This window comes from Vibrio profundum, from assembly GCF_050337555.1.
In the GTDB taxonomy this organism is placed as follows: Bacteria; Pseudomonadota; Gammaproteobacteria; order Enterobacterales; family Vibrionaceae; genus Vibrio; species Vibrio profundum.
In genome coordinates this window covers 297,556-323,462 of the sequence record NZ_JAKJTA010000003.1, presented here as the reverse complement: position 1 = coordinate 323,462, position 25,907 = coordinate 297,556, and the positions used below count along the sequence as shown (strand labels likewise).

16 protein-coding genes are annotated in these 25,907 nt (G+C 42.7%); 8 read left to right on the top strand and 8 right to left on the bottom strand.

The window, feature by feature from the left end; translation table 11 throughout:
• The first annotated feature begins 1 nt into the window (after position 1).
• From L4C34_RS01505 to L4C34_RS01485, 5 genes are all read left to right on the top strand, one after another.
• On the top strand, positions 2-2,140 hold the full coding sequence (locus tag L4C34_RS01505) for an ATP-binding protein (RefSeq protein ID WP_428787570.1): 2,139 nt from the start codon (positions 2-4) through the stop codon (positions 2,138-2,140).
• Between the two features lie 176 nt (positions 2,141-2,316).
• Entirely contained in the window at positions 2,317-2,904 is a 588-nt protein-coding gene (locus tag L4C34_RS01500; protein WP_428787569.1) for a CDP-alcohol phosphatidyltransferase family protein, read from the top strand.
• 7 nt (positions 2,905-2,911) lie between these two features.
• Entirely contained in the window at positions 2,912-4,612 is a 1,701-nt protein-coding gene (locus tag L4C34_RS01495; protein ID WP_428787568.1) for a bifunctional alpha/beta hydrolase/class I SAM-dependent methyltransferase, read from the top strand.
• Positions 4,609-5,652, top strand: a complete 1,044-nt coding sequence (locus L4C34_RS01490; protein WP_428787567.1) for a patatin-like phospholipase family protein — start codon at positions 4,609-4,611, stop codon at positions 5,650-5,652. Before L4C34_RS01495 ends, L4C34_RS01490 begins: the two co-directional genes overlap by 4 nt.
• 24 nt (positions 5,653-5,676) lie before the next feature.
• Positions 5,677-6,411, top strand: coding sequence for an SDR family NAD(P)-dependent oxidoreductase (locus tag L4C34_RS01485; protein ID WP_428787566.1), 735 nt, complete (start codon positions 5,677-5,679; stop codon positions 6,409-6,411).
• Here L4C34_RS01485 and L4C34_RS01480 read toward each other — a convergent pair.
• Both L4C34_RS01480 and L4C34_RS01475 read right to left on the bottom strand, forming a co-directional pair.
• Positions 6,383-7,261 carry a phosphatidate cytidylyltransferase gene (locus L4C34_RS01480; RefSeq protein ID WP_428787565.1) on the bottom strand — a complete coding sequence of 293 codons (879 nt, stop codon included), beginning with the start codon at positions 7,259-7,261 and terminating at the stop codon, positions 6,383-6,385. The genes L4C34_RS01485 and L4C34_RS01480 overlap by 29 nt on opposite strands.
• Before the next feature lie 23 nt (positions 7,262-7,284).
• Positions 7,285-8,658 (bottom strand): hypothetical protein, encoded by a 1,374-nt coding sequence (locus tag L4C34_RS01475; RefSeq protein WP_428787564.1) that lies wholly within the window; start codon positions 8,656-8,658, stop codon positions 7,285-7,287.
• Between the two features lie 247 nt (positions 8,659-8,905).
• Here L4C34_RS01475 and L4C34_RS01470 point away from each other — a divergent pair, with 247 nt between their 5' ends.
• Positions 8,906-10,006 carry an extracellular catalytic domain type 2 short-chain-length polyhydroxyalkanoate depolymerase gene (locus tag L4C34_RS01470; RefSeq protein ID WP_428787563.1) on the top strand — a complete coding sequence of 367 codons (1,101 nt, stop codon included), beginning with the start codon at positions 8,906-8,908 and terminating at the stop codon, positions 10,004-10,006.
• Positions 10,007-10,071: 65 nt separating this feature from the next.
• Here the strand turns inward: L4C34_RS01470 and L4C34_RS01465 are convergent, their stop codons facing one another.
• A complete protein-coding gene (locus L4C34_RS01465; protein ID WP_428787562.1) occupies positions 10,072-10,971 on the bottom strand; it encodes a LysR substrate-binding domain-containing protein in 900 nt (299 codons plus the stop codon).
• 108 nt (positions 10,972-11,079) lie between these two features.
• On the opposite strand from L4C34_RS01465, the gene L4C34_RS01460 reads away from it, so the two are divergent.
• Entirely contained in the window at positions 11,080-11,463 is a 384-nt protein-coding gene (locus L4C34_RS01460) for a carboxymuconolactone decarboxylase family protein (RefSeq protein WP_428787561.1), read from the top strand.
• A 468-nt stretch (positions 11,464-11,931) separates the two neighbouring features.
• Positions 11,932-12,144, top strand: a complete 213-nt coding sequence (gene cspE, locus L4C34_RS01455; RefSeq protein ID WP_428787560.1) for a transcription antiterminator/RNA stability regulator CspE — start codon at positions 11,932-11,934, stop codon at positions 12,142-12,144.
• An 875-nt stretch (positions 12,145-13,019) separates the two neighbouring features.
• Here the strand turns inward: cspE and L4C34_RS01450 are convergent.
• The 5 genes from L4C34_RS01450 to L4C34_RS01430 form a co-directional block, all read right to left on the bottom strand.
• Positions 13,020-13,856, bottom strand: a complete 837-nt coding sequence (locus L4C34_RS01450; protein ID WP_428787559.1) for an SMP-30/gluconolactonase/LRE family protein — start codon at positions 13,854-13,856, stop codon at positions 13,020-13,022.
• A gap of 210 nt (positions 13,857-14,066) precedes the next feature.
• Positions 14,067-15,836, bottom strand: a complete 1,770-nt coding sequence (locus L4C34_RS01445) for a SpoIIE family protein phosphatase (RefSeq protein WP_428787558.1) — start codon at positions 15,834-15,836, stop codon at positions 14,067-14,069.
• Positions 15,837-15,998: 162 nt separating this feature from the next.
• Entirely contained in the window at positions 15,999-16,418 is a 420-nt protein-coding gene (locus L4C34_RS01440; RefSeq protein ID WP_428787557.1) for an ATP-binding protein, read from the bottom strand.
• Between the two features lie 170 nt (positions 16,419-16,588).
• Entirely contained in the window at positions 16,589-17,788 is a 1,200-nt protein-coding gene (locus tag L4C34_RS01435) for an MFS transporter (RefSeq protein ID WP_428787768.1), read from the bottom strand.
• A gap of 150 nt (positions 17,789-17,938) precedes the next feature.
• The gene (locus tag L4C34_RS01430) at positions 17,939-25,696 is read right to left on the bottom strand and encodes a non-ribosomal peptide synthetase (protein ID WP_428787556.1); all 7,758 of its coding nucleotides are present in this window, start codon (positions 25,694-25,696) and stop codon (positions 17,939-17,941) included.
• Positions 25,697-25,907 lie beyond the last annotated feature (211 nt).

Below are 25,907 nucleotides of genomic sequence, written 5' to 3'. Positions count from 1 at the left end.
GATGTTTCCTAAATCGCCACTTAAAGGTAAAACCTTCATCGCAGTGATATTATCTCTGTGTACTGGGTTGCTGTTCTCAATCAGCTACATTTTTTATTCTTCCAGTCAAAGTGAGGATCTGCAAACTCAGCCCTATGTAGCGATCGTGAACAATAATCTAGGAGCAAAGACTAAGGTGCTTCTTCTCAAAGCGAAAGCCCTTACTTACTTGAACAGCCCAAGCAAAAAAAATTTAACTACATTAAAGCTGAAGTCCCGAGCCTATAAATCGAGCATATTACAAGATCTATCCAGTGAGAAAACTATTCTCATACATAAAGCCTATGGGAACTATAAAGAGCTCACCAGTATTGTCGACCAAATAACTCGGCTTGCAGAGAAGATTCAATCTGTTGATCAAGAAAGAGAAAACTTAGATCTAACTCGCAACATCATTGAGGACATTGACAGCACTTACGTTTACATTAATGAGTATTTATCTGAGTTTATTGCTTCAGTCCAGCGCGACCAAATCAACCAATTAAATTCGCGAGAGGAGTATTATAAGAAGCAATATATCTATTACTCCTTTATCCTAATTACATCCCTTGCCATCATCATCATTGTTTCCTATTTGTATATGAGCCAAATAAAGCTATTTGATAATTTAAAGTTGCAAAGCCTTCAGATGAGAAAAGCGCAGAAAAAAGCAGAAGCGAGTGCGGAAGCAAAAGCGAAGTTTTTGGCCAATATGTCTCATGAAATTCGAACCCCTCTCAACGCGATAATTGGCTTAAGTGATAGTGAGTATTACCAGAGCACAGAGGAAAGCATTCAACGTAAAATAAAAATGATCAATAATTCCGGCGATCACCTATTAGGTTTAATCAATGACGTGTTAGACATTAGCAAAATCGACGCTGGTAAACTTAATATTAACCAGCAAGATTTTGACCTCGACGAAGTCATAGACAAAATCCGCATGATGTTTTTCGAAATGGGGGACCAGAAACAAATCGACGTGCTACTTATCACACCACCCAATAAACGCTATACGTTGAACTCCGACCCGATAAAAATTACACAAATTATCTCAAACCTATGCTCCAACGCCCTCAAGTTCACCGAAGAAGGTCATATCATCGTCGATATTCAAGTATTGCAGCGAACCAATGATCAACTTTGTGTAACGGTATCTGATAGCGGGATAGGGATAGATAGCAAACAACTAGCCACTATTTTCAGCGAGTTTTCTCAAGCTGATGACTCGATCTCCCGCAAATATGGTGGCACTGGATTGGGACTATCCATTTGCCAAAGACTCAGTGTGCTACTCGGCGGCAATATTTCCGTTGAAAGTACTGTAGGACAAGGCGCAAAATTTACGGTCACGGTTCCAATCAAAGTCATTGTAGAAGCTGATATTATTCCGCCCTACGAACACAAAACCTCATTGGCTATCTACCCCAGCATACCTCACATCGATCACTATATAATCGATGATTTAGCTCATATGGATTACTATGATGAACACAGCGACGTGGCACTGTATTTTCACCATAGTACTCACAGCCTTAACGACGAAATAATGCATTTAAAATCACGTTTTTCAGGCCCAAAGTTTGTTATTTCTGACTGGCAGAACTGCATGGAACCTCAAGATGACATCCATTACCTTGCCAAACCCTACACCTCACGTGACATATTAATGGCTTTGACTGCGCTGGAGACTTCTGCCGCTCCAACTGCACAACAAGGTTCCAATAGACCAATCGACGCTTTAACTCTAAATGTACTTATTGTTGAGGATATCAAGGTCAATCAGTTTATCGCTGAGCAAACACTCAATCGCCTCAATACCACTCATCACACGGTTAATAACGGACAAGAGTGCCTAGACTCTCTCCAAGAAAATGACTATCAAGTTATTTTACTGGATATTCAGATGCCAGTGATGGACGGCATTACGGCGATCAAACAGATAAAATCGCGCCATCTCGCCCCGTCAACAATCATAGTGGCGCTCACCGCCAATACTTTTAGTGAAGATATCGCCTATTACTATGATGTTGGCTTTGATGATGTGCTGTCCAAACCATTCAAGCTCGAACAAATGAAGCACTTATTGAATAAATACCGACCAGCACCCGTCAGCTCTTGACGTCTGGGGTGCTAATGACCTCTTAACGTCCTCGACGACTTATCCCCAACCCACTTATAGCGCCACGATATCCAGCACTTCACCAGCTTGACTAGACTCACGTTAGAGATTAAATTGCAGAAATTATTTATTTGATTAGATGGATAATTTTCACAAATTATTCAAACACGTGACCAATGAGTATTTACCGACTTAAACCTTATTTCCAAACTCTTTTACGCCCTTGCGTCAAGCTACTGGCTTTCCTCGGCGTCACGGCCAATCAAGTTACAATATTTGCAGCCCTGATCAGCGTAACCGCCGCCGCTACTCTATTTGCACTGGGTGAAAGCCCGTATTGGTTTTGGCTACCTGTCATCTTATTTGTACGCATGGCACTCAACGCCATCGATGGCATGTTGGCACGTGAACATCATATGCAATCCGTGCTTGGTGGCGTGTTAAACGAGCTGGGAGATTTGATCGCTGATGCTGCCATCTATTTGAGTTTTATTGCTATCTCTGGATTTAGCGCAACCATGCTATTTATCTTCGTGTTGCTATCATGGCTAAGCGAAATCATTGCCATCCTAGCCGCACAACATACCGATTCTAGGCCAAACCATGGCCCACTGGGTAAAAGTGACCGCGCGACATTATTTTCAATACTCGCCATTTTAGTCGGGTTCAATGTTGATCTCACGGCGTGGGGCGATGGTGTTATAGCAATCGCCTGTTTGGCTCTTCTCGTCACCAGCTACCGACGATTACGCACCATCATTTAGGACAATTATGAACTCAACGCAAAGCAACTTTATTTCATGGGACCAAACAAAAATCGTCTATCGCAGCTGGGGAGCCGAAAATACGGAAAAAGGTATTGTGGTTTTACTCCACCGTGGGCACGAACACTCCGGTAGAATGGAAGCGATGGCGCAGCATTTCACCAACGACGGTTATTCTGTCTATGCATGGGACGCGCGCGGCAATGGCCTGTCGGAAGGAGAAAGAGACCACGCCGAGCACTTTTCAGTTCTAGTGCGTGATTTGCAGCTATTTGTCGAAAGAATTCTCACCGAAACTCACGCTAACTATCAAGATATTGTGGTAGTCGCCAGTAGTATGGGCGCTGTGATTGCCAGTAGCTGGGTACACGACTACGCACCAAATATTCGCGGCATGATCTTAGCCACCACCGCTTTGAACATTCGTTTATATGTCCCTTTTGCCATTCCCATGCTAAAAGTCGCCCGAAAGTTGGCGCTAATGCCTAAGGTTAGCAGCTACGTTAAATCAAAAGTATTGACTCATGATCGCGCTCAGCAGCGTACCTATAATGAAGACCCGCTGATTTCCAACTCTATCTCAACCGATCTACTTATTGACACTTTCCAAACTGGCCAGAGGCTACTCGACGATGCGCCAAGTATCCAGACGCCCACTTTAGTCATGTGTGCGGGGAAAGATTGGGTTGTTAGCCGTCGTACTCAGCGTAAGTTTTACCAGCGTCTCTCATCCGCAAAAAAAGAATGGGCCTACTACCCTGATTCTTATCATGCTCTTTTCCATGAAGACGACCAAATTGCAGTATTCGAGCGGTGTTCAACGTTTATTGACGAATGTTTCCAGCTTCCCGTAGCGAATATTGATACGACGAATAGCCACAAATACGGCAGCAGTAAAGACAAAATGGATGTCTGTAACCTGCCAAGCCTCAATCCAGTTTATCCACTAACAAAATTAACTTTTAGTAGCATTGGTAAATTGAGCCAAGGCATAAAAGTTGGCTTAGAAAGTGGCTTTGACTCAGGCCGCTCTCTTGATTATGTCTACCAGAACCAACCCCAAGGTAAAACACCGATTGGTAAACTGATCGATAAAATTTATCTCAATAGCCCTGGCTGGCAAGGCATTCGATCCCGTAAAACCATCATCAATGAGCTGTTAACGAAATATACATCGCAAGACCAGCCGATGAATCTATTGGATATCGCCAGCGGCAACGGGTACTACCTGTTTGAATTACTGCAAAATAACCCAGCGATCACCGCTCAGATGCGTGATTTCGAATCATCGAATGTCGAGATAATCAATAAAAAAGCCGAACAGTTAAACCTTAGCGACCGCGCTCATGCCATTCAAGCGGATGCTTTTTCTGCCACATCGTATAACACTGAACAAAACTACCAATTGGCCATTGCCTCTGGACTGTTTGAACTATTTTCCGATAACGCACTCATTACGGCAGCGCTCGCGGGAATTCATCAACAGCTAGACGCCGATGGGTACGTGCTCTATACCAACCAGCTTTGGCACCCACAGCAAGAGTTCATCGCGAGAACCTTAACAAACCACAGAGGCCAACCTTGGCTAATGCGCTGCCGCTCGCAGGCGGAAATGGACGCACTGGTAAAACAGGCTGGCTTTGAAAAAGTCGAGATGCAGATTGACCCATCCGGCCTATTCTCAGTCTCTGTTGCCAAAAAACGATGAACCCGTCACCACCTTTCCAGCGCGCTATGCTGATGTCGGGTGGTGGCTCTCGGTTTGGCTACTATTTAGGGATCTACGCTGCAGCGCTTGAGATGGAGCAAGCACCCGATGTAATTTTCGCTACCTGCGGCGGAGCAATTGCAGCGGGCTTAGTCAGCGCCTTTGATAGTACCAATGAGCAAAAGCAAGCTCTGCTCAGTGAAGAAATGTTTGATATGCTGCGCCGCTTTGAGTGGAACCCAAACCAATCGCTACGCAAGTCGCTGACGAGCACTGCGTGCCGAGTGCTATCATCTCGCCCCAGCCGCACTTTTCCCGATTTGTCAGCCGATGCTTTATTTCGCATTCGCGGTGAAGGAATCCTATTTCCCTTCAAAGTAGACTATTCTTCAAAGAATTTGTCTGCCAGAACCTTAGAAGTCGCCATTGTGGGCTCACAGCTGTGCTTTGATCCTCATCAAATAGGCGAGCGCCGAGCCCAAGAGCCCTTGTTCAAACAAGTCATTTTTTCCAACCCCGCTATTTCCGAGGCGATGCAAGGGGCAGGCTTTCAGCCGCCATCCTCAATGATCGCACCGACACTCCATCTAGACAGCAAGACGTCATTCCAAGACGCAATTCATATTTCCCTGAGTGATATCTACTACTTACCGCCCTATCGGCTCAACCAGCATCAATATATGGGTGGGATGCTGGACCTAGTTCCATTTGAATTAGCCGCACATTGCTGCCATTCACTGATTTTAGAAGAAAAGCCACCCTTTGCGCGCTTCACCGCTGTACCAGCATTTAAGCATCTACTAGGATACGACCCAAACCAAAAACTCGACGCAATTCCACGCCGAGCGCAAGACGTTTGGATCAATACGACCGACGCCGCAACTCAATTGAAACATCGTCAAATCAATAAACGTATCGAGTGGCGAAATCGACAAATTGCGCTTGTCATGCCCAATAATTACGACCAGTACCGGGCGATGATGGAAGCCCAATGGCATTACGGATATCAAAAAGCCTTAGCCGCACTTTCTCCCGTATAGCGCATAGTGAAACTTAGGAAATTTATGAATATCATTATTATTGGCGGCACCAGCGGTATCGGCTTTTCACTGGCTCAACACTATCTAGATACTGGCCATACAGTAACTGTATGCGGCCGAGACTTGTCCAAAATTCCCGAAACCTCTGCCTATCTCCAACTGAACCAAATCCAACTGGATGTCACCATCCAAAGTGAGCTATCGGCATTTTTTTTAGATCAGCAAGATCAAGTGATCGATATCCTGATTTATTGCGCTGGAAAATATTTCAACGAACGCCGCCTAACTCTAAATACTCAAGAAACCGAACAGCTGACCGCGGTTAATAGCACGGCCTTTAAAGCCTGTTTTGACTGGGGAGCGAAAAAGATGCAGGCGCAGAAACACGGGCACCTAGTCACTATTGCATCTGTTGCTGGCTTAGTGCGCAGCGCACAGCCCACTTTATATGGCAATCAGAAAGCTCATATGATTACTTACGCGGGCGAAATCCGAAATCAAATAAAGCACGATGGCGTCAATGTCACTGTGATTGCTCCCGGCTACATCAATACCGAAAAATTAAGAGCACTGAATGGAGGGGATGCTTCACGCAAACCGTTTTTAATTTCAGAGCAGCGCGCCGTCCAACACATAATTCAGGCAATTGACCGCAATAAATCACTAGCGGTGTTCCCAATGAGAATGAAATGGCTCATAAAATCACTAAACTTGCTGCCTTTAGGTTGGGTCACACAGGTATTAAATAGGCGGCGATAACCGCTAACATTGGCGCGCTAAACAATAAGCTATCCACCCTGTCCATCATTCCGCCATGGCCGGGAATTAAGCGGCCCATATCTTTCACACCACTGCGCCTTTTAAACCAAGAAACATAGAGATCTCCGGCTATTCCTAGTGACACCAAAACAAGACTTAACCAAAGTGCACTTAGCAGTGGTAAAGGCGTAATTAACTGCGACACGCCTGTCGCGAGCAACGCAGCAATCAAAGCCCCGCCAACGGCTCCTTCTAAAGTTTTGTTCGGGCTTAGGTTCGGTGCGAGTTTACGCTTACCGAATGCCTTACCGCAGAAATACTGGCACACATCGCACGATTGAGTGACAAAAATTAAATACAGCATCAATCCAAAAACTGTGTCCGGGTCACGATAATAGCGAAGTGATAAACAAGCGGTGATCATAATAAGTAACGCAATGAATATGTTGAACGCGCGCTGGCTCGCAATATCGCATGGTCGACGAAAGCCGTAGAAAAAGACGATAAGCGATATGCCAATTGCTGCAACCGTTAACACGATAGGATTAGCAAAGTAATGCTCAATGAACACCAACATCAACACAACAGCGTGGCCCGCTCCCTGTACTCGTCGCTTTAATTTGCTCACCACCGATATTTCATACACGCTAACCCAACCAATAAACAGCAATAGCACTTGCCGCGCGTTTTCTCCTGAAAAAGTAACAACGGTCAGCAGCAAAATCATCCACCACCACGAGCGCACTCGCAGATAAAAATCTCGTGACACTGAGTGGCTACGCCGGGTCATGAGAGTGCCAAGTGTAATCAGCAGCATGAGAGTCACAATAAACCATTCACTTGCCATCATTATTTTCCTATTGGATTTCCTGTTCAAGTGCCTGTTTGAGCGCCTGTTACTCTTGCTAAAAGGCCACCCCGTGTGAGTCGATCTAGTAAGTCATTGCTCAAGTAGCTCGCCCGTATTACGGCGTTAGGGTTCAAATCCCATATCTTTTCTTTCACCTCTACTGCGGAACCAAACCCAGAAAAAGCCAAATAACACGCCAGCATGGCATAACTTCTGCTCAAACCCATTGTGCAATGAAGATAAACCTGAACATCATCGCTACTTTCATGTATTTCATTCAACTTGCAGCAAAGTGCTAATGCGTCATCGAATGTAATCGGCTGAAGATCGAGCACAGGCAGACTGATATAGATAGGTTTTACGCAATCACCGTACCACTGACTCTTTAATCGATAATCACTTGGCAACTCCGCCCCCAAATCAATAATGTGAGTCAAACTCTTTTGCTCGCTCAGCTCTTTTCCTGTTAACCGCCGCCCAACGCCCAACCATGGTAAAAACGCGTTGACTGGCGTCGTATCTTTGCTGACTTGCCAGCGCCAAAACAACCAATACACCAGACGGTAAGGCGCAAGCAACAGCTTACTTGGGGTTTTCAGCTCACCTCTAGAACCTTTACCTAAAAGTCGCACGCAGTTGGTTTGATACGCGATCGAAATAAGAGCAAAGCCCAGCGCTAAATAACACAGTCCATAGAAAATAATATGAACAACACTGCCTACCTCAAGCCCCAGAAGCATGCAACTTGAAGCCAGTGTAAAATAGATCAGCGCTAATCCAGATATCGCTACCTTTTGGCTCACTAGACAAATGATACTTGCGAGGGCTAACCCACTCACTACATCAACCAAATGATGCTGATGGACAAACAGTGTCGAGGCTACCATCAAGGCGATACCTCCGACTATCAGCACGCGCCGCCAACCCGTAAATCGCTTCACGAATATCACGCCAAGTACAACGCCATACATCACGTGCAGCGAAGGAGCCTGGTTGAAGGGCTTATCCACTGCGCCAATCAAGTCAAAACCTAACTTCCATGGATAAGCGATATTAATGGCTAGCTCGCCAAAAAACAGTGGGTAGAAATAAAACGACCATCCAGCGATAACCGTCGACAATAACAGGCATTGATTTAAAAAGTGAAAGTCTGTGCGGTTGTCGATAAACCAATACGCAAGCAGAAAATAAGCACCGCTGCTGAGGTAAGGCACAATCATCCAAGGGATCAACGGGATCATAGTGTCTAAGTGAGTCGCCATCACTTGGTTAACTTGGTTTGAATCCGCGTACCCATTTGACACTTGATAAATAACGCTAAATAAAATCCCTTGCAGGACAAGCGCCATAAAGCGTGTAAACGGTGAGATTGAGGGCTTTTCTAGGTGTTGTTTCAATGTGTCATTGTCCTAATCAAAAAGTCTCGAAGGCTTCCACGCCAATAGAGAGCTAAGTTGAATTAATCAGCGCTTTTATTTCATTTTTTCAGCTGGTTAGTAATTTTATGCATTTCCGTCTAAAACTCGACTTATTTGACCTGTTTCTCAGTAAAAGTTTGTCTTAATTATAAGGTGGAACCATCAATTCATTAGCAATCCGTTTATTCGTGGTCAGTTCATTAAAGTAGTATTGCCAGGAGGCACTATGTTGAAAGGAATCAAACCAGCCATTATCGCATTGGCTATAGCTCACAGCGGAGCCGCGATCGCGACTACCGCTGAGCTCCCTGCGCTGAATGCGCTCGCAGATAAAACATCGATATCAGGTTTATCGTCCGGCGCTTTCATGGCAGCCCAATTTCACGTGGCTTATTCCAAAGATCTTATGGGGGTGGGTATAGTTGCCGGAGGGCCGTGGAACTGCGCCGCGAACAACCCATATGCGCTACCTATCGTTAACGCAACGACAACTTGTATGAACCCTTGTGAGCTCAACGAAGCATTCTGCCCCACAATGATGTTCCCCAACAGTAACTATCTCGCATCATTGGCAAAACAAGCGGCTAAATCTGAAAGAATCGACAGTACTGAGCATCTAAAAAGCGATAAAGTCTATATTTTTTCGGGAAAAAATGACCATACCGTTGCTACTGGCGTGGTTGATAGCACAGAAAAGTTCTATCAAGTCCTTGGGCTAAAACGGGACCAAATTTTATACGACAAAACCGTGGATGCGGGGCACGCATTTATCACAACCAACCAAGCAGATACCCAGTGTAAAAAAACCCAAGAGCCCTTCATCAACAACTGCGATCTCCCTCAAGCGCAAAAAATCTTTGAACACATTTATGGCTCGCAAAATCCACCGGCGGCGACTTGGACAGGGGAATTAATTGAGTTCGATCAAAGTGCTTTTTTCAACAACGAACTCGCTAGTATGAATAAATCTGCTTTCGTCTACGTCCCAACGAGTTGCCGTACCGAGCAGTGTAAAGTTCATGTCGCGATGCACGGCTGCGAACAAGGAATGTCTGAGATCGGCGATATTTACGTCAAAGGCACTGGCTACCTTGAAGCCGCAGACACGAACAACACTATCGTTTTATTTCCTCAAGTGAAAAAGTCGAGTGGCCCTTATCCGTATAACCCAAAAGGCTGCTGGGATTTTTGGGGCTACAGCGTATCAATGTCACCACTGCTATCTTGGTCGCAGAACTACTCCACTAAAAATGCACCGCAAATGGTCGCGATCAAATCAATGATAGATAAATTGATCAGTCGCCCCGTTCACCTGACGAAGAACTAGTTTTGTTTAGAGCCTTACTGGGCAGTCACACTCTTGATACCAGTAAGGCGTTCCAGTACCAACACCTATCTAGGGTATTTTTCCTTTAAAAAATCTATCAAGGCACGTCTAGCCGCAGACATATGTGTCTGCCGATAATAATACAGATGCCAGCCATCAAATGGGGGGCAATACGGCTCTAGCAACCGAACTAAACGGCCATCTTCAACATATCGCTCTAGCTTGTCTTCCGTCCAAAAAACAATGCCCACTCCTTGTAGCGCCGCCGATAAAGCGAGTTCTCGACTGGAGGTTGTTAGAGATCCTTTCACGTTAACTGACACCCAGCGCTCGTCTTGGTAGAACTCCCAACGGTAAACATCTTTATCAGCCATATAGCGCCAATTGAGGCAGTTATGGTCAAGAAGATCACTGGGAATCACTGGAGCCTTTCGCTGCGAGAGATAACTTGGCGCTGCGGCAGCGGCCATGCGTAATGGGCCGCCTAACGGATAACCAATCATGTCATTGTGCAAAAACTCTCCTAAGCATATCCCTATGTCAAAACCTTGCTGGGTGATATCAACCAATGCGTCTTCGACCATAATATCCAAACAAATATCGGGAAAACGCTGATAAAACTCACCAATAATAGGGGCCAATATCGTTTCTGAAGCCCTTAATGTCGTGTGTATTTTCACCACACCAGAGGTAGTGCCAGAGCTGTGTTGAATGTCCGATACTGCCGCAGCCAATTCTTGCAGTGCAGGCGAAACCCTATGATAAAATTGCACGCCGCTCTCCGTCAATTTGACACTTCGTGTCGTACGACTAAACAACTGTACTCCTACCCTTTGTTCTAACCTTCGAACGATCTGACTCAGCGCTGAAGGAGAAACCTGCAGGGCACTCGCCGCTTGAGAAAAGCTACCTTTGTCAGAGACGGCGAGAAACGCCTTGAGTTCAGAGTATTCACCATTACGCACAATTATATACCTTTAGTTACATAGTCCATGAACATTATGCAGTATTAAAATCTGAGAACAACCGCGCCATACTAGCCCTACTTCGAACACAACTGAAAAGGAAACAACATGGAAAAGTCTAGATTTGATATCGGGTTGGAGCAGTTAACAAACGTTGATGGCAGTGCTGGAGAGAAGGTAATCGAAAGCCTACAAGACATTTGTCCCGATCTCGCGAAAGCAACGGTAGAAAATTTTGGCGATATTTATTCGCGCCCTGGCCTTGATGTGAAGTCGCGAGAGATCGCAACCGTTGCCGCCTTAACCGCGCTAGGTAATTGTCAGCCACAGCTCAAGGTTCACCTCAGCGCAGCCCTCAACGTGGGATGCACAGCAACAGAAATCAAAGAAATCATTTTACAAATGTCAGTCTACGCAGGCTTCCCGGCAGCGCTCAATGGCATGTTCGCCTTAAAAGAAGTGCTGGGCCAGCAAGAGAACACCTCTTTATAGTCAAAGCTTCTGCCAAAGCCCACCGATACATAGACTAACGTAACTGTGGGCTTTGCAAACGATACTCACTGACACACCTACTTCAGCTCTTGGCTTCAACGTAAAATTGACGACCTCTCCATCAGCCCCCGCAGCATCAGCCTCCGGACCTCTACTAGCCTAAGCAACATCCCCTTAGAGGTAATCACTAAGGCTAAAATCCCAGGGTGATTTCAACTGATTGCGCCCTGAGGGCAATTAATTTCAAATTAAGTCTTTACAATAATCTAAATCAATGTATTATTGTCCTCGCTCTGTCGTTAAGAGTTATTAATGAAACATTAAGTAAAAGCTAAATCCTCAGTATTTCTTCGTTATTGTTGTTATTCTCAGTTTTTCCCTTGCTTTATCGTAAATTAAATAATTCGACTTTCAGTGCACCGTGATATCACGATAATTTAATGAATTCAAATATATAAGGGACACAACATGTCTAATAAAACAACTGGTCTAGTTAAATGGTTCAACGAAACTAAAGGTTTTGGTTTTCTTACTCAAGACAACGGCGGCGCTGACGTATTCGTACACTTCAACGCAATCGCTGCTGACGGTTTCAGAACTCTAACTGAAGGCCAAAAAGTATCTTTTGAAGTAGAGCAAGGTCAAAAAGGCCTTCAAGCAGCTAACGTAACTGCACTATAATTCTTTTAGATGACGCAAATATCTTCTAAGATGATTTGCGTCATCTAATTCTTCTTCATCAACCCAGCACATTTATACCGTATTTCCGAAAGTTAAACATTCCAAACACCTCCTCTCATATTTGTTACGTTTCCTAGTCTTTCTCTCATACTCTATAAATAAAATACATATCTTACGCCATCTCAATGGGCTGCCATTGCGTGGGGCTAAGAAATAACTATATAGGGCAATTATGTCTCGTTCGTTAGGTCGTAAACGGTTTTGGTTTCAACAATGCCGTGGCAAAAGCAATAAGAGCAGTAAGAGCAGTAAGAGCAGTAAGCAAGTCAACAAATGAAAGTTAGTTTCAACATACTAAAGGGTGGTATCTCTTGGCAATCATCCATACACCAATTAAATAGTGACGTACTATTACGTCATGTTCGAGTTAATGGCAATGTGGGAGACCCTGATATGGAATTCTCATATTGTGAAAAGAAACATCAAGGTGATATTTTAAATAGCGCCAATCAACTCATTGGTACATTTCATATTTCTTTTTAACCTGCTCTCTTAATACAATACTTCTACATTCCCTCATATCAACCGTAATCAATACTTTCAGTATGCATAGTACTAATACATTGCAACAACACATTGATTTATGAGGAAATTCTATCTTTTCAGTATGAAGAAATGACATTTGTGGATAGCTAATCCTCTTTTTTGAAATCAGGTATCTCCGTAGCGCATCCACCTACAACTCCGTCATAGCATCTCGTCAGGTTTGAGTTATTTCCAGTCAGACTGCAACGTACCCTACATAAAGCTTAATTAGAGTTAAGTGCACTCGGGCAATGCAGATTGGCGCTCACTCAGTAAGCGCCATCATGAAATTACATCAACTTACCAGCAGTTGTTACGCGAACCATATCCACCCTGCCTTGAGTATTATTGGCTGTTGAACTCATGATATATAAGTTCTTCATATCTTCTCCACCTAATACACAGTCAAACGGATAATGTTCACCAGAAAATGGGATCTCATGTGTCACTTCCCCCGATTGATTAACTCGAATCACAGCCCGACGACCCAACGGATCGGCAACCCACAAGGATCCTTCGCTATCAAGTGCGATGCCATCAGGGGTCATCTTCTCTATCTTGAATAAATCACGCTTATTCGTTAGGTTGCCATCTGAATCCATATCATATTGAGCAACTCTCTCCGCGCAAGATTCAGCCAATATCAATCTCTGATTTTCTTCATCAATCAAGATCCCATTTGCAAACATGGATTGATCGCAAACAGATGAAATATTTTTGTCTTGATCCACCTTAATAACATTTCCAGGTTGCTCCGGATCTTTACCGTATAAAAATCCGATATCGCCAACGTAGACATTGCCCTTTGGATCTGTGACCAAATCATTGAGATAAGATTTAGCTACTGTAGATAAATCAGCGTAGACAGCTAATTCACCGCCATGCCACTGATATAGTTTCTGCTCACGCATAGAAGAAATAATCATAGCACCCGATGGCAACCAGCCGAGCCCTGACGGATATGGCATGTCGAATAACTTGGTTTTTATGCCATCTGAACCGATACAATACACAGCTTGGCCATCAATATCGGTAAAATATAGGCTGCCTTCTCGCCACCTTGATCCCTCAGGAAAACAGATACCACTATTTATAATATTTTCATTAACTTGTAATTGAATAGTCATTTAATTTAAACCGTAAAAATTAATCGTAAAACTGAATAAAACAAAAGAACACAATCTAATCATTTTATTCTATTAAGGTGTCAGGTACACTTTTAGTCTATGAAGCATAGAATTAAGACTCGAAATATAATCGTGCAAATCACCAACATTAGTTGCTATTAGCAATAAACTAATATAAATTTAAGTTGTCGTGATAATCCACGACCTATTTTAATTATTAACATTTCTAACCCATATCACGGTCCGATCGTCTTTATCTTTCCCATCACTGTTATAGCGTGCGACATCAGAGATAAGATCTTTGGCTGGATCTCGTACTTTATTCCGATTTAAAGTTGATATAAATTCAACCAACCCTTGTTCGCCATAATATCCCTCATGACTGGCAGCTTCGGTAATTCCATCCGTATAAAGAATCAGTTCTTCCTCCTGCCTCATTATGAATCGAGTGGCCGTATATGTATAACCAGGAAGAACACCCAATACCAAGTTACTGTCACATACAACTTCCTGAACATCAGGTTGCGAGAGAGAATAAAGAAGAGGTCTGGAGTGCCCAGCATTTGAGACGATACACTCCATTGTTTTCATGTTTATTTTACAGCAGGTAGCTGTTATAAACATAGTTTCGCTATTAAATTCACATAAATATTCATTCAACTCGGTCAATAGCTCTTGAGGCGCTAACTGGCGACTCAATAACACCTTAAACCTTGCTAGAACAAATATCGAAAATATAGAAGCTGCAACATCCTTTCCAGACGCATCTCCGATCAAAATATATAAGCTATCTTCTATTTTACTAACCAAATAGATATCACCACTGATCATATTCCCCTTCTCATATGCGAAGTAAACATCTAAGGAGTCACACTTGTTTTTCCTTTCAAAATCTGACTGAGATAAAAAAGCAGCTTGAATTCGAGAGGCCAGTTCAATACCAGACTTAAGACTCTCACTGTCCTTTTCTTTTTTTATCAGGGAGCAAATGTCACTACGCATACTGTCAACGGAAGAACTGAGTTTATCAAGTTCATAAATTCCAGTCGTCGCCAATATCCTATTATCCAAATCACCAGAAGCAATGCGGTTGACTTCGCTAAGAAGGTTTTCTATGGGTAGTGTCACTGTTTTTATCGACTCTTTAGAAAACCTCCTCAAATAGTACGATATAGCCAGTACCGATGCTAATACGATGAGAAGTGTACCTAGCATTTTTACAATAAGAGGAATAATATATATTTTTATGATAAAGCTAAAGGCTCCCCCCATAAATGTGGGTTTATTATAAAGATACCCTCCGTAATAAGTCCACTTTGAAAACTTGAGCTTATTACTGCCATATAGCCAATTTAGCTTTTCCGTCGGTACATTTTCTTTTTTGCTATCAAGACTGATAAACTGCCGAGGATGATCATCATACTCTTGGCTAACATAGAATACTTGGACATTATTATCCATGTTTGCCTCAGCCGATAAAATCTTAAAAAAAGCATTCATAGAAACGTCGATGATACCGACGGCATACAGGTTATCATGATATAAAAATGGGAAACAATAAGTGACTGTATAGTCAAGGTTCCCAAACTTGCTCGGTTGAGGGGATAGAAAAAAACTTTTTTTATCTTTTAGAGAACGAACAAACCATGGCCTTTGATAATAATGAGTGCCAGTTTTTTTATACACTTGTTCCATACTATCAGCGACAATGTGGTCATCATCATTCATGTAGGTATAAACCCCATAATCCTTATATTTCGGATTAATGGCATAGCCTATTCCATAAAAATAGTTGCTACGATCACCAACTCGCTTAAAAAACTCGATACTGCTTAGTATATTAGTTTCCAAGCGAGTAGGATTAGCGTAGATTTCTTGAAACATATCAGCGGTAGCAGTAATGTTCCCTTCAATACTATCAGACAACCCATGTAAGTGATCAATTTTGTCATCGACAAAATCTAGTTTCTTATCTATCAAATAATTTGTAAGTACATAAAACAGGACGACAAATAACAGTATTACGGTTATCGTTATTAATAAACGACTGGTCTTATATAACTTGTGATAAACGCTCTTGTTTCGGTCTAGCATATAGGCCAACTTTTCACTATGAAATGTATAGTTAATTTAGTATCGAAATCAAATTTTCAATATAAAAGTTCGACGACGATTATCTAAATCGTATCGATAATCTATATTTTCACTAAAAGACTCAACAAGTAATAACCCAAGCCCGCCAATCTCTTGTAGTGGACTTTCCATAGTTTTTTCTTTGGCATTATCAATTACATCCTCCACATTCAAGTCAGATACTGGATACTCGGCATAGGTAATCTCTGTTAAATCTTTAGAAATAATAAACGACACATTTATGGCAGAATCGCTAGGAAGTAAATGATTGAATGAATTCGTCATCAACTCTTCTATAATTAGTTCGACTTTAAAAACCTGTCCTCCCAACTCATTACTAGTGTGAAGGTGTATATCTTCCTTAAAAGAGGCCAGTTCAACCTTGAGATCATAAAGTGCAATATCTAGGTATTCTTTTCTTATATCCATAACACATCCAAAAAGTAATCTATCACAAGCAATCTGATATTATGTTTCATTGTGAACCCTCTGACTCGAGTAATCTCCCTAGGTCTCAGAAATAAGTGAGGCATAGGATTCGATCTATGCCTTCCATGTCAACCCATATATCTAGTATAGAATTTCGGTTCCTTCCTCTATTAAGCGTCCGCTATTGCTAAGGATACACTCTTAGTCTGCTTCACTTTATACAAGTAGGCGAATAGACCACACATTAATAACCCGATAGAAGCTAGGAAAAAAGGCGCGGTTATTGAAGCTGTCATAACAGGACCCATACTAAATGCATTGAGGAACCAAGCGATACCAAATACCGATGTCACACCTCCCATATACTCACCTTGCTCACTAGGATTAACTTGCGCTGCAACTTCAGACATCACGGCAGTGTATAGAATGATCTCAATTAGCGACGCAAAAAACGCAACAAACCCCATCACATAAGGTGATACATAAATTCCAGCTAGCGCGAGTAAAGCGGCGACTGATATTGCGATAAATACCATAACTGTTGCAACATCAAACTTCTTCAGCATTCTGTCTTGAATCCAAAGCGTTGAAGATAAATAACCAGCATTCATTAAAATAAAGAATACACCAACAATCGCGGGGGCGAAGTGGAAGATTTGTTCTAACGCCAAAGGTAACGATTGAGCAAAGTATCCCCAACCTAGTTGTAGAAACAAGAAGCATAGTGCTAATAAGCGTACCCTTTTATCAGTAAACATCACTGAAAAGCTTAATACCAACTTAAGTATATTGAGCTTACTCTCATTGTTTGAAGGGGTTGGAACCTTAGGTAGAAAGATAACGATATTCAACACGTTAATTAACGCTAAGACAGCACCAAACCAAAATGGAAGTACAGAGGAAAGCTCAGGTGTAGTCGCAAAATAGCTTAAGGCGGTGGCCACCAAAGGGCCGATGACCAAGCCGATTGATGCTGCTAAGGTGATTAAGCCTAAATTTCTCATTCGACGATCGTCTGATGAAATATCTAGGATAAATGCCTGCGCCAAGCTAAAGCTACCGCCAAAAAAACCGCACAGAAATCGACTAAACAAAAATACAAACAAAGAGGTAGAGTAAAATGAACCTATGGATAGTGCATAGGAAAGAACGATACCTAAGATTGTGATAATTAATAATTTTTTTCGGCCATAAAGGTCAGAAAGCTTCCCTATTAGAGCACTTCCTATAAATACGCCTAGTGGCCATAGCGCCATTGAAAGTCCGTAGTAGAAATAGCGAGATTCGCGCGCAACAGTATGCGCAAAGAATGGACTCGCCTTAGACATTATTATTTCTGGTATTACGGGAAAGATCAGCCCAACTCCCATAACATCAATGATGATAGTCATCATCAATAGATTGATCACAAGTGGACTATTTTTTTTAACAGCATTCATAGCAACTGGTTCTACTTAAATTGAAAAGTTAAGTCTCCGGAAGTACCCGGAGACTTTGGTTATGTTTGATTAATAAAAATATTAGTGAGTCATTACAAGCATTTTTCTATATGCGTCACGTTCATCTGATATTGATTCTAATAACGACATCAAAAACTCTGGTTCTTTAGCAAGTACATCTTTCACTAACTGCTGATCGATTTTTAACAACCCAAATTCACCAACAAGAGAGTCTAGATGGCCCTTCGAACTAATGGTGGATGTCAGCAATGACCCGGTATTAACTAAGCTGCTTTCAGATAAGATACGAACCGTCCCTTCCCAGCCACCTGGGGAGGCCAATGACAAGCTTGCAAAACCAGAGTAAACAACACTTAGTTCACGGCTGTCGCTTTCAAAAGCAGCGCGCTTATCACCAGAGTATGAGGAAAGTGTTGATTTTAATGCTAATCTTGTCAGCATTTTCTCATCCAGTTTCTCAAACAGAGAATGGCTAGAAAGATAATCAATCCTTGATTTGAGGGCATTCTTCATCATGTCAACTAAATGGACCGCTGTTAATTGTCCCCAATCAAACCCAAGCATGGCCAACGCCTTATTGGTGATACCCTGAATAACAATCGGTTGAGTACTTTCCTTGGATTGTTTCTCGCTCCACCCTAAGTGCAAGAGTTGATCCTCAACATAGCCCTTGAATAATTCACTTTCCGCACGCTCTTTTAACGAATCGATATATTCAGAGACAGAAACTACGTCAATAGCCAATGGGTTATCTTCTGCTGTGAAAATCTCAGCATATTTAACCTTGTTGGGGTTATATACGTGGTAAGTACCACTTTGCAGTGCTTTCCGGTCAAAAATCTTACAGATAGCTTCGGCGGTTTTATCAACACACGACATTTCAACCTGATAGCCATCAAAGATCATTCCCATATTGAAAAAGCTCTTCAATGTCTTGTAAAAGCCATTGCTCTCTAAGTTTGATTGGTGCGTCAGCGTTTGTGAGTTAAATGCCAAGTTACCAACTCGATAAATGCTGGCACGTAACCCACGCTCTCTTGCATCGATGACCCTGTGTTCTCCCAATAACTTAGTCTTGAGATACACATTATCGATACTGTCTTCCACATTAGGAGTGTCACACTCAGCATAAGCCGCAACCTCGCGGCCTTTGATATTGATTCCCTCACAAACGGAGCGAGTCGATATATAGTGGAGACCAACTTGAGAGCCTTTCTCGGCTAGCGCTATCAAGTTTTCTGTAGACAATACATTGGTCCGATAGAAAACTTCATACTCACCGTAATGGCTCACATTAGCCGCAGAGTGAATGATTGCATCTAACCTTGAGATTAAACTCTGATAGCAATCTTGCCCTAAGCCAAGATCCGCTTCTTCAAGATCACTGGAAAACGCCTGTAACTTATTTTGGAACTTTTTATAGTCATCACCAAAGTAATACTCAAGCTTTTCTTCCAAACGTTCACGTGCATGTGAATCGTTTTTACCTCGAACCAACGCAATCACTTCTTTACCCTGCGTAAGAAGGTCAAAAACGATATGCGCGCCTAAGTGACCCGTTGCCCCTGTCACCAGAACACAATCACCATTCACTTTTTCCGCAAGATCTTTTTCTTCTAGTTTGTCCATCCAAGTCTGAGAGCGAGCAACAGCTTTATTGCTTTCAAGTTCGACTTGGCGCTTCAATTCATCACTAGGTGGTCGTGTCAGATTCAGCTTAATCTGATCAAGGTTACTGTTTAAATCAAATGCCTGAATATCAACGTTCTCAGAAATCTGCTTGATCGTAGGATTCTTAAACAGGTCATTAATTTTTAAGTTAAGTCCCTGCTTTTTTGCCTCAGAAATAAAGCCAATCGCCTTGATTGAGTTGCCACCAATGCGGAAAAAGTCATCACAAATCCCAACTCGTGCAAGCCCGAGCGTTTTCTCCCACAGCTTGCATAGCTTCTCTTCAACAAGATCGCGAGGCTCAATGAACTCACTTTCAAAGGTGATTTCAGGCTTTGGCATTGCCTTTCTGTTTACTTTCCCATTTGGGGTCAAAGGGAAAGTGTCCATACGCACAAATGCACTTGGGATCATGTATTCCGGCAGGTGCTTTTTCAGCTCTCCTGTCAGGTCTGAATCTGTAAACTCGGTAGATGAAACATAGTAACCACACAAGTACTTCATCCCTTGCTCATCATCAAGAGCAAGCACTAAAGCATCTGTCACACTAGGAAATTCGATAATGCGGGACTCAATTTCACCCAGCTCAATCCGGAAACCTCGAACCTTAACTTGAAAGTCAATTCTTCCAAGGAAATCTATATTTCCATCCGACTTCAAACGAGCCAAATCACCACTACGGTAGATGTATTCTCCGAGTTCAGGATGATAAATGAACTTTTCCGCGTTCAATTCTGGGCGGTTTAAGTAACCTCGGGCCAGACATTCGCCCCCAATGCATAGCTCACCCGGTACGCCAATCGGGCAAAGGTTTAAGTTTTCGTCCAGAATATACGCTTTGTAATTCGTCAGAGGCTTACCGATCGGCAATGAGCTCATCGCCGTGAGTTCTGTGCCCTTTGGGATATGATACTGAATCGCAGTTACTGTCGTTTCTGTCGGGCCGTATTCATTAATGAAATCACAGCTACCGACGAACTTCTTCGCCAATTCAACCGTACAAGCATCTCCACCAGCAATCACACGCTTGAGATGCGATTTTTCGTTCATGTCAATGCTATTTAAAAACGCCGGAACTGCATGAACATGGGTCGCTTTATGTTCAACTAAGTATTGTTCAAAGTCAGCTGCGTCTAATAATTTGTCTTTACGAATAAGCAGTAGCGAGCAGCCACGGACAAACGCTATCCAAATCTGCTCGACCGATGCATCGAATGAGATTTCTGAGAACTGCAAAATAACTTCGTCATCAGTTACGCCAAACTTATTAATCTGGCCTGAAGCTAAGTTAGTCACCGTTCCTGAGTTTATCTCTACACCCTTAGGATTACCTGTGGTTCCCGAAGTATAAATCACGTACATCACGTCATCGATACTAGGTACGATTGCCGTTGGGCTCGTCGAGTGATGCTGATAATTGATTTGATCAATATTCACCAGCTGATGCTGACTCGATGTAGCCACTGGACCCAATTGATCAACAAAGTTATCTGATACAATCAAGTGTGAGCTTTGTGAGTCTTCGAGAATATAAGCGATTCTGTCTTGCGGGTATTCCTTAGACAGTGGAATATACGCGCTCCCTGCCTTCAAAATGGCCAAGATACTCACGATCATTTCTACAGAGCGATCAACCAAAACCCCTACTTTGCTTCCTGGAGTGACGCCACCGTCCTCAATTAGATAATGAGCTAACTGGTTCGCCTTTTTATCCAATTCTGCATAAGTTAGTTTCACCGACTCAAAAATAACCGCGGTGGTGTTAGGGTTCTTCTGCACACTTTCTTCAAAGAGAGCAATTGGCGTTTTAGTGTTTGGATACGCTTGAGCGGTATCATTGAATACCTCAATGATCTGCTTCTTTTCAGGCGAAGTGATCAGTGAAATACGGCTAAGCTGATCTTCGGCATAATCACTATTTATTACAACGTCAACAGCTTGCAAGAAATGATTCATCAAACGAATAACCATATCTTGACCGAAGAGTGCTGAGCGATAATCGGCGCTCAGTACGTAACGGCCTGCAATTTTGTTCACCATCATAGTGAGGTCAAACTTAGCAACCTTCGGATCCGGCGTCGTAACTTGATATTTCAAGCCACCTGTGTGGTGAGAAGGCTCACTTTCAAAATAGTTAAAGAACACATCAACTAGAGTGCTGTAGTCGCTGCCTAACTCTTGAATAATCTGTTCAAAGTTATAGCCTTGGTGCTTTAATAAGCCCAAACAGTTTTCTTTAACACTTGAAAAGTAGTGAGAGAAACTACTGTCGTTTTCAGCAGACAAACGTAGTGGCAAAGTGTTAACAAACATGCCCACCATATTTTCTACTGAACTATCTAGACGCCCAGATGCGGCGGCACCGAATACCACATCGTTGTTACGTGCATACTTGGACAGAACAAGGCCGTAAACACCGACAAAAAACATATATGGAGTCAGGCTATGCTGCTGACAAAAGCCTTCCACTCGCTTGGCAAGATCGGATGGAATATCTACGCGAGCCGTTTCATTATTGCGATCTAACGCATTGCTCGCGGTTTTCGCTCTTTCATATGGCAGTTCAAGCGCGCTGGCACCATCCAATTGATGTTTCCAGTATGCTTTATTTTCCGAGAAGCTATCAGATGCTAGGTACTGTTGCGCATACCAATACGAATAATCTTTGTAGCTTATCTCAGGAAGTGCATTGATCTTATCGTCATATAGCGCAAAAAGATCGTCCATCAGAGGCTGAACAGAAAGACCATCTACCACAATATGGTGCATATTGAGCACTAATACATGACGATCTCTTTCGATCTCCAGCAAGCCAACACTGATTAGTGGGCCATTGGCGACATCGAAAGGTTGAACCAAATCATAAATGTTACTTTCAATCTCTGATTCCGATATCTTTTTTATCTTCTTAGAAACAGTGACCTGTGGAGAGACATACTGAACAACTTCACCATCCACATAATCGAAACACATTCTCAGTGATTCGTGGCGGTCAACAAGTTGATCAATCGCAAGGCCGAGCTTTTCTTTATCTAGGCTACCTTCAATATTGATGCTCAGGTAGAGGTTATAGGTGGTGTCCGGCCCTTGCAGTTTTTCCGTTAAGTAAATGCCTCTTTGCGCACTCGTGACCGGATAAAATTCGAGCTCAGGAGCTTTGGTAATGGCCTCAATCTTAGTGCTTGAATCCAGAATTGTGGCCAAATCTGCAACTTTCGAGTTTTTAAATATGTCAGAGATATTCACTCTGTACCCAAGCTTAGATAACTTACCAATAAGCGCAACGGCACTAATCGAGCTACCACCAAGTTTGAAGAAGTCGTCAGCCACACCCACGCGCTCGTAGTTAAGTAGCGTTGCAACTTCGTTGACTAAAATAGATTCGGTCTGATTACGAGGAGCTACATATTCTGGCGTCAAAAGGTTTTTATCTGGCTCCGGAAGTCCTCGTCTATCCACTTTACCGTTAGGCGTGAGCGGGAATTCCGTCATATGAACGAAGACATCTGGGATCATGTATTCTGGAACATGCTTGGAGAGTTCGCGTTGCAACTCAACTTCATCAATTTGATGCTGGCTCACATAGTAAGCGCAGAGGTATTTATTGCCATTCGCATCATCCAGAGCCAACACCAAAGAGTCATTAATCTGCTCAATATCGGTTAAACGTGACTCAATTTCACCCAATTCAATTCTGAATCCACGAATTTTCACTTGGAAATCAAGACGACCAAGAAATTCTATGTTGCCATCTTCTTTCCAGCGAGTCAGATCGCCAGTACGATAGATACGGCCAAATTCTGGATGCTGGATAAACTTCTCATCGGTCAGATCTTGTCGATTCAAATACCCCCGAGCCAGTCCAAGCCCTCCAATACACAATTCGCCCGGAACACCCAATGGACATAGATTCAGATTCGCATCCAAAATATGCACTTTGTAGTTTGCTAGCGGTCTACCAATTGGAATATTGGTGTATTCTGCATCCACAACGAAGTCCGTTGTCATAACGGTAGCCTCTGTTGGACCATAGCCATTATGAAGAGTCGTTGGCGACTCTAAGTTCACCTGCTTGAGCTTGTCTCCGCCAACCATGACGTGTTTTAGATCAACAAGAGGGTTTTGCATAAAGACTTCGGAAAACTGGGTTGGCAAAAATGCGCTTCCAATTTTATGTTCTTTAAAATAGTCATAAAGAGAAGGAAGATTTAGCCTCATCTCTTTAGGAATAATATGTAAGCAGCAACCGGACATGAGAGACGGAAAAATCTCAACTACACTAGCATCAAAGCCAAAGCCTGCGTATTTTGTCGTTGCTACTGGGTGAGTTAGCTCATAAGTATCAACATACCAATGACACAGATTGGTCAATGTTCCATGCTCAATCATCACCCCTTTCGGGTTGCCTGTTGTACCTGAGGTATAAATCAGATAAGCAAGGTTTTGACTCAGTGATACACGGCTATCAAGGCGGTCACTTTGGGCACTATAGTTAAATTGATCAAGCGCAATGGTATTACTAAAGACAGCGTTCATCTCACTCTGTAATTCTGAGTGAGTCAGTAGAAGAATACTTTCGCTGTTCTCGAGCATGTATTGGCGACGCTCTAGAGGGTACTCCACCGCGATTGGCACGTAAGCCGCACCGGATTTCAAGACGGCTAAAATAGAGATGATCATCTCGAAACATGGGTCAAATAAGAGCCCAACAACCTTCTCAGGCCCTGCACCGTGCTGCGACACCAAATAATTCGCAAGTCGCGTTGATGCATCATCGAGCTCTTGGTAAGTCATGGCATCGCCATCAAATGCCAGCGCGTTGCTGTTCGGATATTTGTTCACTACATCAGAAAACAACTCAACAAATTGTTTGTCTTTCGGATACATGGCATCCGTGTTATTAAATTGCTCCAGCATCAACGCCTTTTCATCGTGACCAAGGTAATCAATACGTTTTAAATCAGCCTGAGGATCGGTAAGTAAATTGGATAGCAAGTTGACAAAATGGACACTCAATCGAGGTAAGATTGGGGACTCAATCTTGTTGGAGTATACAAACTGATACTTCACAGTATCGTCAATCAATTGAACGGCAAAGTTAAGGTCACTGTCACCAAGGTTTACCGCGACAGGTGAGGCTTGCCATTGTTCCGATGGAGCATGACCAATATCTGTCATGGTCATGCTAATACTCGGATAGGCATCAATCGACTTCGCACGGTCCAGCGCTTCCGGCGCGGGAAGGTAGCGGGAAACTTTTAAATTCTCGTCAATAGACTGAGCATGAATTTGTTCTTTGAAGTTCTGCTTGAGTTTAAAAGTGTCAAAAATTGTATTCACGAAGCACCCTTCAACTTCATGACCTCTCGCAGTATAGAACGGGTAACCGATGATAAACTCGTCACTTTGAGAGTAACGCGCAACCAAAACCCCATAGCTTGCTTTTAGGATGTTGAACACTGAAACCTTTTCTTTCTCAGAAAACTCAATCAGTTTTTTATAAAGGTCTTGGTCAAAACAGCCTGTTTGTTCGAGAACCTCGAATGACTTTGCGGAAACGTGCTGCCACGGAAGACTTAGCTCATTTGTATGCAATTCAAGTGCGCTATTCTCATAATCACGAGCTGTCTGAATCTTACTCTGTTCACATTCTAGGTATTTCTTTAAACCATCGACACCGACTGCCACTGATTCAGCGTTGTGACCTTCGTAGCTATCGACAAGCGATTTCACCAAATCATGGACGCTATTACCATCCACAACCATATGGTGAAATACGAACAACAAGTAGCTTTCACCCAGATCATTGAGTACATAAAGGCGACACAAAGGCGCATTTTCTAGCTCAAAACCTTGTTTGATCAAATCTGAGTATCTTGCATACTCATCCGAGGTAATCACAGCCTCAACATTTTCGTTAATCTGCTGGATCAACTCGCCATTAGCATCAATAGAAAACTGACTTCTGAGGTTGTAATGTTGCTGAATAAAATTTTCGTAGCACTGTTGCAGCCGAGACAAATCGACTTGTGATGCGTCTTTAAGCTTCAATAGGTAAGGAAGGTGATAACGAACTTTTTCCTCATCATCTAATTTCTGATATGAAAGGTACATACCTTTAAGGTAATGACTGGCTGCAATTTGCATTAAAAACCTCAGTTTTTCGATATTGGATATTCGCTATGCTGAACTGGAAAAATTAATATCACTATATTTCGGGCACACAAAAAAAGCCGCCATATAAATGGCAACTGAGATTGAGTGTATTCAGCACAACTTAAAGAATCAACACATGTGCGTATTAATTCAGTAATAGATAAATGGACCTATTTAGATCCAAGCCCTCTGTAGGGAGAAG